At 73.3% G+C, this 11,110-nt stretch carries 8 protein-coding genes; 5 read left to right on the top strand and 3 right to left on the bottom strand.

The features are described 5' to 3' along the window. Positions 1 to 259: 259 nt before the first annotated feature. Genes BZY54_RS00090 through BZY54_RS00105 form a run of 4 tightly spaced genes read left to right on the top strand, consistent with a single transcriptional unit; the run spans position 260 to position 4,170 of the window. Positions 260 to 547 (top strand): hypothetical protein, encoded by a 288-nt coding sequence (locus BZY54_RS00090; RefSeq protein WP_086722260.1) that lies wholly within the window; start codon positions 260 to 262, stop codon positions 545 to 547. Positions 548 to 565: 18 nt separating this feature from the next. Beyond that, the gene (locus BZY54_RS00095; RefSeq protein ID WP_086722261.1) at positions 566 to 1,402 is read left to right on the top strand and encodes a hypothetical protein; all 837 of its coding nucleotides are present in this window, start codon (positions 566 to 568) and stop codon (positions 1,400 to 1,402) included. 57 nt (positions 1,403 to 1,459) lie between these two features. After that, on the top strand, positions 1,460 to 3,397 hold the full coding sequence (locus BZY54_RS00100) for a fumarate reductase/succinate dehydrogenase flavoprotein subunit (RefSeq protein ID WP_086722262.1): 1,938 nt from the start codon (positions 1,460 to 1,462) through the stop codon (positions 3,395 to 3,397). Then, the gene (locus BZY54_RS00105; RefSeq protein ID WP_086722263.1) at positions 3,394 to 4,170 is read left to right on the top strand and encodes a succinate dehydrogenase/fumarate reductase iron-sulfur subunit; all 777 of its coding nucleotides are present in this window, start codon (positions 3,394 to 3,396) and stop codon (positions 4,168 to 4,170) included. Before BZY54_RS00100 ends, BZY54_RS00105 begins: the two co-directional genes overlap by 4 nt. An 82-nt stretch (positions 4,171 to 4,252) precedes the next feature. Here BZY54_RS00105 and BZY54_RS00110 read toward each other — a convergent pair whose 3' ends face one another. Continuing rightward, positions 4,253 to 5,428 (bottom strand): glycoside hydrolase family 18 protein, encoded by a 1,176-nt coding sequence (locus tag BZY54_RS00110; RefSeq protein WP_425276244.1) that lies wholly within the window; start codon positions 5,426 to 5,428, stop codon positions 4,253 to 4,255. 604 nt (positions 5,429 to 6,032) lie between these two features. Between BZY54_RS00110 and BZY54_RS00115 the strand changes: the two genes are divergently transcribed. Continuing rightward, positions 6,033 to 7,721, top strand: coding sequence for a hypothetical protein (locus BZY54_RS00115; RefSeq protein WP_244216864.1), 1,689 nt, complete (start codon positions 6,033 to 6,035; stop codon positions 7,719 to 7,721). 32 nt (positions 7,722 to 7,753) lie between these two features. On the opposite strand, the gene BZY54_RS00120 is transcribed toward BZY54_RS00115, so the two are convergent. Both BZY54_RS00120 and BZY54_RS00125 read right to left on the bottom strand, forming a co-directional pair. Then, positions 7,754 to 10,378 carry a SpoIIE family protein phosphatase gene (locus BZY54_RS00120; RefSeq protein ID WP_086722265.1) on the bottom strand — a complete coding sequence of 875 codons (2,625 nt, stop codon included), beginning with the start codon at positions 10,376 to 10,378 and terminating at the stop codon, positions 7,754 to 7,756. Between the two features lie 314 nt (positions 10,379 to 10,692). Continuing rightward, on the bottom strand, positions 10,693 to 11,110 hold a 418-nt coding region (locus BZY54_RS00125), incomplete at its 5' end, for an ATP-binding protein (RefSeq protein ID WP_244216863.1).

An 11,110-nucleotide genomic window follows, 5' to 3' on the forward strand; every position in this document is an offset into this window, starting at 1 on the left:
CACTGAAGAGGAAAGGGTTCGACTGCCGGAGGCGACACGACGGCGGGGACTCCCAAGGTCACCCGTGCGGAGCAATACGCGCCTCCGGCGCACACAGAGCGCGTGCGGGTGTGCGGGTGCGCGGGTGGCTGTGCGCAGGGATGTGCGATCCGCCAATCGCTGCACACGCCTTCCCACCGACAGGTGTGACGCGCAACACTCGCAGGCGCATGAACGTCGCCGCCTAGGGCTCGGTAGCCCGTGGAAGTGAGGTCACGTCATGTCCGTGTACGACGACCTGACGTCGGTCCAGCGCAGCCTCGACGAACTGCTGCGGTCGGTGGGCCGGCTGGAGCAGCAGCTCCGCGGCTCTCTGGAGATGCGCCGTGTGCGCGTCGACGCCGATCACCTACGCGAGAGCGTGGCCCTGCTGCGCGAGGCCTCCCAGGGCCCCGCCGCGGCCCAGCGCCCCGCCCTCGTCACCATCTCCGACACCCCCTACGACATGTCCCTGTGGACGGACTCGGACGACGAGGGACTCGGCGCCCGCGACCGACACGCCCCCTGACCCGACCGGAGTCCTCACGTGGCCACTGGTACGGAACCTCCAGACACAGACACCCATGCGTCCCGCGGCGGCGTCCGGTCCCCGGCGCGCGCCGCGATCACCCCACCGCACCTGCGGACCGACCGCTGGTGGCTGGCGCCCGCCGTCACCGCGGCCGGCCTGCTGGCCTTCGTCGTGTACTCGACGTGGCGGGCCTTCGCGAACGCGCACTACTACGCGGCCCCGTACGTCTCGCCGTTCTACTCGCCCTGCCTGGCGGAGAACTGCCGGACCATGCGCATGGGCCCCAACGCGGACCTCTTCGGCAGCTGGTGGGCGATCTCGCCGGCGATCATCATCCTGATCTTCCCGCTGGGCTTCCGTCTGACCTGCTACTACTACCGCAAGGCCTACTACCGCAGCTTCTGGGCCTCTCCGCCGGCCTGCGCGGTCGCCGAGCCGCACGGAAAGTACACGGGGGAGACGCGCTTCCCGCTGATCCTCCAGAACATCCACCGGTACTTCTTCTACGCGGCGCTGCTCGTGGCCGGCGTGCTGACCTACGACACCGTGCTGTCCTTCCGGGACCAGCACTACCGCTGGGGCCACATGGGCCTGGGCACCGTCGTCTTCCTGGTCAACATCGTGCTGATCTGGGCGTACACGATCTCCTGTCACTCGTGCCGGCACATCGTGGGCGGCAAGCTCAAGCACTTCTCGAAGCATCCCGTGCGCTACCGGGCCTGGCAGTTCGTCGGTCGGCTGAACGCCCGCCACATGCAGCTGGCCTGGGCCTCGCTGGTGAGCGTGGCGCTGGCCGACTTCTACGTCTACCTGGTCGCCTCCGGCGCCTTCGACGATCCGCGCTTCTTCTAGTGACCCGCAGTGAGCTGCAGTGACTTCCGGTGACTTCCTAGTGAGTGGGGCCTTGTGATGTCCGTGGTCGACCGTCAGGAGTGGGACGTCGTCGTGGTCGGCGCGGGCGGCGCCGGGCTGCGCGCCGCCATCGAGGCGCGCGAGCGCGGGGCGCGTACGGCGGTGATCTGCAAGTCGCTGTTCGGCAAGGCGCACACCGTGATGGCCGAGGGCGGCATCGCGGCGGCGATGGCCAACGTCAACGAGCACGACAACTGGCAGGTCCACTTCCGCGACACCATGCGCGGCGGAAAGTTCCTCAACCAGTGGAGGATGGCCGAGCTGCACGCGCGGGAGGCCCCGGAGCGCGTCTGGGAGCTGGAGACCTGGGGCGCGCTGTTCGACCGTACGAAGGACGGGAGGATCTCGCAGCGCAACTTCGGCGGCCACGAGTACCCGCGCCTGGCGCACGTCGGCGACCGCACCGGCCTGGAACTGATCCGGACCCTCCAGCAGAAGATCGTGTCGCTCCAGCAGGAGGACCACCGGGAGACAGGGGACTACGAGTCCCGGCTGAAGGTCTTCCAGGAGTGCACGGTCACCCGGGTCCTCAAGGACGGTGAGCGGGTGGGCGGGGTCTTCGCCTACGACCGGGAGACCGGCCGGTTCTTCGTGCTGGAGGCCCCCTCCGTCGTGATCGCGACCGGCGGCATCGGCAAGTCGTTCAAGGTCACGTCGAACTCGTGGGAGTACACCGGCGACGGGCACGCGCTGGCGCTGCTGGCCGGGGCGCCGCTGCTGAACATGGAGTTCGTGCAGTTCCACCCCACCGGCATGATCTGGCCGCCGTCGGTGAAGGGCATCCTCGTCACCGAGTCGGTGCGCGGCGACGGCGGGGTGCTGCGCAACTCCGAGGGCCGGCGGTTCATGTTCGACTACGTGCCCGACGTCTTCAAGGAGAAGTACGCCGAGACGGAGGACGAGGCCGACCGCTGGTACGAGGACCCGGACCACAATCGGCGCCCGCCGGAGCTGCTCCCCCGTGACGAGGTGGCCCGCGCGATCAACTCGGAGGTGAAGGAGGGCCGCGGCTCCCCGCACGGCGGGGTCTTCCTCGACGTGTCCACGCGGATGCCGGCCGAGGTCGTCCGGCGCCGGCTGCCGTCGATGTACCACCAGTTCAAGGAGCTGGCCGACGTGGACATCACGGCGGAGCCGATGGAGGTCGGGCCGACCTGTCACTACGTGATGGGCGGCATCGCGGTCGACTCCGACACGGCGGCGGCGCGTGGTGTGCCGGGGCTGTTCGCGGCCGGTGAGGTGGCCGGCGGCATGCACGGCTCCAACCGGCTCGGCGGCAACTCGCTGTCGGACCTGCTGGTCTTCGGCCGCCGGGCGGGCTGGCACGCGGCCGAGTACGCGCAGGGACTGGCGTACGACCGTCCGCCGGTGGACGACGCCCAGGTCGACGCGGCGGCGGCGGAGGCGCTGCGGCCGTTCTCGGCGGAGGCGGAGGAGCAGCCGGCCGGCGGCCCGCCGGAGAACCCGTACACCCTCCACCAGGAGCTCCAGCAGACCATGAACGACCTGGTCGGGATCATCCGCCGCGAGGCCGAGATGGAGCAGGCGCTGAAGAAGCTCGGCGAGCTGCGGGTACGGGCCCGCCGGGCCGGCGTGGAGGGGCACCGGCAGTTCAACCCCGGCTGGCACCTCGCCCTCGACCTGCGGAACATGCTGCTGGTCAGCGAGTGCGTGGCACGGGCCGCGCTGGAGCGCACCGAGTCGCGCGGCGGGCACACCCGCGAGGACCATCCGTCGATGGACCGCGTCTGGCGCCGGATCAACCTGGTGTGCCGGCTGACCGACCCGACCGGCGGACTGGCGGCGACGGACCCGGTGCGCGGCCAGATCTCACTGACCCGGCAGACCACGGAACCCATCCGCCCCGACCTGCTCGCCCTCTTCGAGAAGGAGGAGCTGGTCAAGTACCTCGCCGAAGAGGAGCTCTACGAATGAGCAGCTACGAGGCCCGCTTCAAGGTGTGGCGGGGCGACGCGCAGGGTGGCGGCCTCCAGGACTTCGAGGTCGAGGTCAACGACGGCGAGGTGGTGCTCGACATCATCCACCGGCTCCAGGCCACCCAGGCGCCCGATCTCGCGGTGCGCTGGAACTGCAAGGCGGGCAAGTGCGGTTCCTGCTCGGCGGAGATCAACGGCCGCCCGCGGCTGATGTGCATGACCCGCATGTCGGTCTTCACCCGCGAGGAGACGATCACCGTCACTCCGCTGCGGACCTTCCCGGTGGTGCGGGACCTGGTGACCGACATCGGCTTCAACTACACCAAGGCGCGCGAGGTCCCCGCCTTCGTGCCGCCCGCGGATCTGGGTCCCGGCGAGTACCGGATGTTCCAGGAGGACGTGGACCGTTCGCAGGAGTTCCGCAAGTGCATCGAGTGCTTCCTGTGCCAGGACGTCTGCCATGTGGTGCGTGATCACGAGGACAACAAGGCGGCGTACGCCGGTCCGCGTTTCCTGATGCGCATCGCCGAACTGGACATGCACCCGCTGGACGCCGCCGCCGAGACCGGCCTGGACCGCAAGCGCACCGCCCAGGACGACCACGGCCTCGGCTACTGCAACATCACCAAGTGCTGCACGGAGGTGTGCCCCGAGGGCATCAAGATCACCGACAACGCCCTCATCCCGCTGAAGGAGCGCGCGGTGGACCGCAAGTACGACCCGCTGGTGTGGCTGGGCTCGAAGATCGGCAGGCGGTCCTCGTCCGCGTAGGCGCCGGTCACCGGGCCTCCCGGGGGCGGTGTCCGGTCGCCCGGGGCGGTGTCCGGTCGTCGTACGGCCCGGTCCGTGCCGGTCATGACGGGCGGATCCAGCCTTCGCGGTACGCGGTCCAGTCGTCCTCCGTGGCGGCGAAGTCGACGTACAGGGCGACACCGAAGCGGACGCGGTCCGGGTCGGTGCGGGACAGGCCGAGGCGGACGCCGCGTACGGCGGCCGGGACGGTTTCGGCGTGCGCCCAGTGGCCGAAACGGTTCTCGTGGAAGAAGGGCAGGCCCATCAGCAGGTCGGTGGTGGGCGGGGTGGCCTCCAGGGCGAGCGAGGTCTGCTGGGCGACGTAGCCGCCGTACAGGCTCTGCGCCGGCTGCATGGTGTCGTACGACATGACGGCGATCTGGTCGACGCGCCGGGCGACCTGACCGAAGAAGGCCTGCGACCACCACTTGGGGTGGTTGGTGAGCGTGCCCCAGAGAGAGTGGAAGGCCGGGAGCGGGTCGATCTGGTGCGCGGCCACGGACAGGGGGACGTGGTGCGCGCGGGTGACGGCGCGCAGGGCGTCGAGAAGGTCGAGGTAGTGGCGGTCGCCGGAGTGCAGCGGCTCCAGGTCGAAGTGGGCGCCGTCGAAGCCGGCGTCCAGGATCCGGCGGGTGGAGTCGACCACGGCGGCGCGCGTCCCGGCCCGCTCCAGCCGCAGCCCGTCGGGGCTCTCGGTGGCCAGCTTGTCGCCCAGCCAGGCCTGCACGCGGACGCCGGGCAGGGCCCGGTGCACGGCCGGTATCAGCCGGCCGGCGTTGCGGTACGCCGACGCCGGCAGCGTGCCGTCGTGCTCCAGGGGGCCTGCGTGCACGTACAGGTCGCGGATGCCGGTTCCGCGCAGCCGCTCGGCGAGGGCCGCCACGTCGGCGTCCTTCTTCCGCCCGTCCACCCAGGCGTGCCCCAGCCAGATCGCGTCCTGGCCCCTGCTGTACGCATCGCCGGCCGGGTCGCCCATGTAGTTCACCCGGAGGGCGGTCTCGGCGGCGAGCAGGGGGAGCAGGAGCAGGAGGACGAGCCCGAGCGCGAGGCGACGGGCCCGACGCAGGCGCCGGCGGGTGGGGGTTCCGCCCTTCCGGCCGGTGGCCGGCTGCTCCTCGGCGTCCGATGCGGGTTCGGTACGCGACTGCGGCCCGGCGTCGGGCTCGGTACCCGACTGGGACTCGGCGACTGACTCGGTACCCGACTGCCGCCCGGCGTCCGGCTTCGCGCCCGACAGCCGCTCGGCGCCCGGCCCCGCGCCACCCGACGGCCGCACGGCGCCCGGCCCCGCACCACCCGACGGCCGCACGGTGTCCGGCTCCGGCTCCCCACCCGACAACCGCCGCTCGGCATCCGGCTCCGGCTCCGGCTCTCCACCCGACGACCGCACGGCATCCGGGTCCGGCTCGGCGGCCGGCCGCCGCCCGGCGCCCGGCTCCCGCTCCACACCCGGGAACCGCCCGGCATCCGGCTCCGGCTCCCCACCCGAACCCGACGACCGCCCGGCATCCGGCTCCAGCTCGGCGGTCGGCCGCCGCCCGGCGCCCGGCGCCCGCTCCACACCCGGGAACCGCCCGGCATCCGGCTCCGGCTCCGCAGCCGGACCTCTGTCCGTGGTGTGGTCCATGCCCCTGTCCCCTCCCGCATCGCTCTGTTCCACCGGCCCACCGGTGACGCAGCACCGCTCGCGTGCCCGTGCGGGCGGTCATACGCTCCCAAATGTGACGTCACCCCAGCTCCGCGCGGCCCGGCCGCGGCGTGCGACCGCGCACCGGTCCGTGCGGGTGGCGCGCGCCGTGCTGGGCAGCGCGGCGGGGGGCGTGTGGCTGGTGCTTCCGGTGATGACGATCAACAGCGGCAGCGCGGTTGCGCTCCCCCGCGCCGGACCGGTGGCCGCCGCCCCCGCACCGCGGCAGGACGGGTCGTCGGCCGCCGACCTCGCCCTGCCGCTCGTCGCCGTGGCCGCGGCCGGTGTGCTCGCGGGCTACGGGTACGTGCGGCGCACCCGGCGGGCGAGGAGCCGGACCACCCCCGGCGGTGGCCCGGGCGGCGAACCGGCCCCGCCGCCAGGCCCGTCACCGTCCGCCGCGCCGGAGGAGCGGGCCCGTGACGCGCTCGTCCTGACCGACGACTGCGTGCTCACCTGCCGCGAGGAACTCGGCTTCGCCGAGGCCCGGTTCGGCGCGTCGGCCGTCGCCCCCTTCGCCCGGGCCGTGCGGGAGGCCGAGACGGAACTGACGGCCGCCTTCCGGATGCGCCGCCGCTACGAGCACGGTCTCCCGGAGGACGCCGCGGCCCGACGGCAGGCGCTGGCCGGCATGGTCGGGCTCTGCGAGGAGGCGGGGCGGCTGCTGGACCTGGCGGCCGACGGCTTCGACGCGTTGCGCGGCCTGGAGCGGGGTGTGGCCGAGGCACTGGCCCTCGCGGAGGCGCGGTTCCGGGAGCTGACAGGGCGCACGGGGGCGGCCGGACCGGCGCTCGCCGCACTCGGTGAGCGGTACGGGCCGGGGGCGGTCGCACCCGTCACCGGGTACGTCGAACAGGCCAAGGACCGGATGGTGTTCGCCACGACCCACCTCAACCGGACACACCAGACAGCCGACTTGGGCTCCGCCGCCGACGCCGTCCCCCACCTTCGGGCCGCGGAGGGGGCCATCGCCCAGGCCGCGGTGTTCGTGGGCGCCGTGGAGCGGCTCGCCGCGGAACTGTCCTCCGCCGGCCGTCTCCTGCCGGCGACGCTGACCGACGCGGAGGCCCGGCTCGCGAAGGTCCGGCCGGCCGTCGCCGCACGACGGCCGGCCGGAAGGCCGGGCCGCGCGGTCGTGACGGCGCCGGAAGCCCCGGCCTCGGTGGAGCCCCCGGCCGGAGCCGCCGCGCCGGCATCCGGAGGCGGATCGCCGGCGGCGGGCGCTCCCCCGACGGCCGCCGCGCCTCAGAACGTTCCGTCCGCGGCCGGCTCCGTGGCGGCGCCCACTCCCGTGGACTCACCCGGCGGTCCGCCCGGCGCGGGCGGGGGTGTCCCTGTCGGGGAGCTGCGGGCGCGGCTCATGCGCGCGGACCGGGTACTGGCCGGTGTACGGGAGGAGCTGGTCGCCGGGCCGTACGATCCGCTGGGTGCCCTGCGGCGGATCGTGCGGGCGGTCGCGCCGGTGCCGGGCACGGGCGGGCGGGACGGAGTGCTCTCGGTCGCGGGGGAACTCGTCGCGCGCAGCGTCACCGCGGGCGCGGCCGACTTCGTCAGCACGCACCGGGCCGCGGTGGGCGTCACCGCCCGGACCCAGCTCGCGGAGGCGCGCCGACTCCTCGGGCCCGATCCCGACGCCGCCGATGCCCTGGCCCGGCGGGCCCGTGACCTCGCCGAGCAGGACGTGCGTGTGCACGGCAACCCGTACGCCGGGGACGCCGAGCCCGCCGCGGGAACCGCCGGCGCCGTGCTCGGCGGGGTCCTGCTGGGCGAGGAGGCGGACGGCGGGCCGCCCGTGGGCTTCGGCGGGCCACACACCCGGGGCCGGTGGGGCACCCTGGCGTAGGCGTCACCTGGCGGCGGGTGCCGTCGGGCGTCTCAGAACAGGCTGAGCAGCGCCTCCGCCGGGTCGGTGAGGCTGTTCTCGCCGTCCGGGAGCGGGAGTTCGAACCAGACCGTCTTGCCGCGCGGGGTCCGCCGGGAGCCCCAGGCGGCGCTGAGCAGGCCGACGAGTTGCAGGCCCCGGCCGCCCTCGTCGGTGTCCCGGGCGCGGCGGCGGCGCGGCTGGACGAGCCCGGAGTCCCACACCTCGCACACCAGCGTGCGGTCGAGCAGCAGCCGGAGTCTGATCTCGCCCTCGCCGTAGCGCAGGGCGTTGGTGACCAGTTCGCTGACGAGCAGTTCGGTGGTGTCGACCAGCGGTTCCAGGTCCCAGGCGAGCAGTTGGGAGCGGGTGTACTCGCGGGCGCGGCCGACGCTGCGCGGCTCGCGGGGCAGGGTCCAGTCGCCGACAGACTCGGCGGGCAGGCCCTGGACGCGGGCCATGAGCAACGCGATGTCGTCCTCGCCGTGGTGGCTGCCGAGGGTGTTGAGGACGTGGTCGCAGACGTCCTCCAGGGGCCGGTTGGGGTCCGTCAGCGCACCCACGAAGGCCTGGAGCCCCTCGTCGAGGGGGTGGTCGCGGGACTCGACGAGGCCGTCGGTGTAGAGGGCCAGCAGGGCGCCCTCGGGGAGTTCGACCTCGACCTCCTCGAAGGGTTCGCCGCCGACGCCGAGCGGCATGCCGGGTGGGACGTCCAGCATCAGCGCGGGCTCACCTGGTTCGACCAGGACCGGCGGCAGGTGGCCGGCGTTGGCGAAGGTGCACCGTCTGGTGACCGAGTCGTAGACGGCGTAGATGCAGGTGGCGAGGTAGACCTCGGAGAGGTCGGCCTCGCGGGGGCGGCGGGCGGCGCGGGTGGCCTGCTGGATGCCACCGGGGGCGCCGAGGCCGCGGGCGATCTCGTCCAGCTGCGAGAGCACCTCGGCGGGTTCGAGGTCGAGCAGGGCCAGGGTGCGTACGGCCGTGCGGAGTTCACCCATGGCGACGGCGGCGCGCAGGCCGCGTCCCATGACGTCGCCGACGACCAGCGCGGTGCGGTGGCCGGGGAGTTCGATGACGTCGAACCAGTCGCCGCCGACCTCGCTGGGCCGGCCGGTGGCCGCGTTGCCGGGCAGGTAGCGGCAGGCGATGTCCAGGCCGGAGGCCTCCGGGTCGCCGGGCGGGAGCAGGGAGCGCTGCAGTATCAGCGCGCGTTCGTGTTCGCGCCGGTACAGGCGGGCGTTGTCGATGCAGACCGCGGCGCGTGCGGCGAGTTCGACGGCGAGGGCGCGGTCTCGGTCGCCGAACGGCTCGCTGCCCTTGGTCCGCGCGAACTGCGCGAGCCCCACGACGGTGTCGTGGGCGACCATCGGGACGGCCAGCGTGGAGTGCACGAGGCCGCCCTCCTCGCCGGGCACGATCTTCGGGCGGGCGGTGCGCAGGGCGTCGGCGCACCGCGAGTTGAAGGCGTAGTGATGGACGGCGCCGACCTCCACGGGCTCGCCGGTGCCGGTCAGCGGGGCTCCGGAGACGGCGCTGGCGAAGGCGACGCGGCGCAGTTCGGCGCTGCCGTCGGCGAGGCCGGGCGGGGTCTCGTCGCCGGCCAGCAGGCCCTGGTAGAGGTCGACGGTGGCGAGGTCGCAGAAGCCGGGGACGACGACGTCGAGGAGTTCGCGGGCGGTGGTCTCCAGGTCCAGGGAGTTGCCGATGCGGGCGCCCGCGTCGTTGAGCAGGGCGAGGTTGCGCCGTGCGGCGGCGGCCTCGCGGGCGGCGGCGCGGCGGGCGGTGATGTCCGTTCCGAGCCAGGCGATGCCGATGGGCCGGCCGCTGCCGCTGTGCACGCGGTAGAGGTTGACGGACCAGTGGCGGGGTTCGTCGGAGTCGGGGACGAAGCCGGTGACGTGCATGTCCGTGATGGACTCGCCGTTCTCCAGCACCCGGCGCAGGATGGCCGAGACCCGGTCGGCCTCGGACCGGGGCAGGTAGTCGTACACGCCCTTGCCGCGGTGGTCGTCGGGCCTACCGCCGAAGATGGAGGCGAACCGCTGGTTGGCGCGGCGCACCCGGAGGTCGGTGTCGATGAGCAGGAAGCCGAAGGGTGATTGGCCGAAAATCGCCTGGGAGGCGGCGAGGTCGGTCTCGATGCTGCGCAGGGTGCGGACGTCGACCACTATGCAGACGGCGGCCTTGTCGCCCTCGGCGGTGCGGGTCGGCATGACGTACACCTCGGCGAGACCGCTCCTACCGCGTACGGTGGTCCCGCCCTCGGCCGGGGCCGGCAGCCGGAAGGGGACGACACCGGTCCACTCCCGCCCGTCGAGGATCTCGGCCATCTTGCGCTGGCCCTGCTCTCGCAGGTCGGGGTCGATGAACGCCTCGATGGGGTCCATGCCGACGGCGTGCTCGGCGGGAATGCCGAACAACTGCTCGGCGCGCAGGCTCCACTGGTCGACGAGGCCGTCGGGGCCGATGGAGAAGGACGCGACCTTGATGTAGTCGTAGATGGAGCCGGGCGCGCTGCTCTGCCACATCGCGTCCGCCGGTGGCGCCATCTCGTCGGCGGCACCGCCGGCTCCGGCCCCCGTCCTCGCGCCGTCAGACGCGTCCTCGGACTCCGTGGCCTTCGCTGGTATCTCGCTCACGCGAACCGTCCCCTCCAGCTCACCGCGTCCGGTACCGGTCACCGGGGGCGGCTGCCCGCAGTATCCAGCACTACGGCGCCGCGCAACACGGTGTTCACGATCACACGACCATCCCGATGCTTTTCGGTCCGGCCTGTGACAACACCATGAGTCTTCTAACCAGGCGACACCCCGTCGAATCCCGCTGCGGCCGACGACCGCGACAGGTGTCCGCAAACACCCCTCACGGGTGCCTTTCCGACCGGCCGTCACGGACGGCCGCCGCCGACGATCCGTCATCGACTCCCGCGCCGGACGGCCCTCATGGACGGCCGTCACGGACGGCCGTCGCCGGTCCGCTCCCGGCGCTCGGCGGCGCCGTCGGACGGGTAGCGGCCGACTCTCGGTGGCACTGCCAGCTCGAACCAGACCGTCTTTCCGGTGTCGTCCGGGCGGGTTCCCCAGCGGCGGGACGCCGATGCGACCAGTTGGAGACCGCGCCCGCTCTCGTCGTCGGGGCGGGCCGGGCGTTCCCGGGGCGGATCGGGGAGCGGGTCGGAGACCTCCACCAGCAGCACGTCCGGCAGTCCCGGCGGGCGCACCAGTCTCAGGCCGATGGGGCCGCTGGCGTGCCGCAGCGAGTTGGTGACCAGCTCGCTCACCAGCAGGGCCGCGGTGTCTCCGACGCTGTCCAGCTCCCAGGTGCGCAACTGTCCCCGAACGGCGGCACGGGCCGTGCGCACCGCGCCGGGG

It is taken from the genome of Streptomyces carpinensis, assembly GCF_002154505.1.
GTDB lineage: Bacteria > Actinomycetota > Actinomycetes > Streptomycetales > Streptomycetaceae > Streptomyces > Streptomyces carpinensis.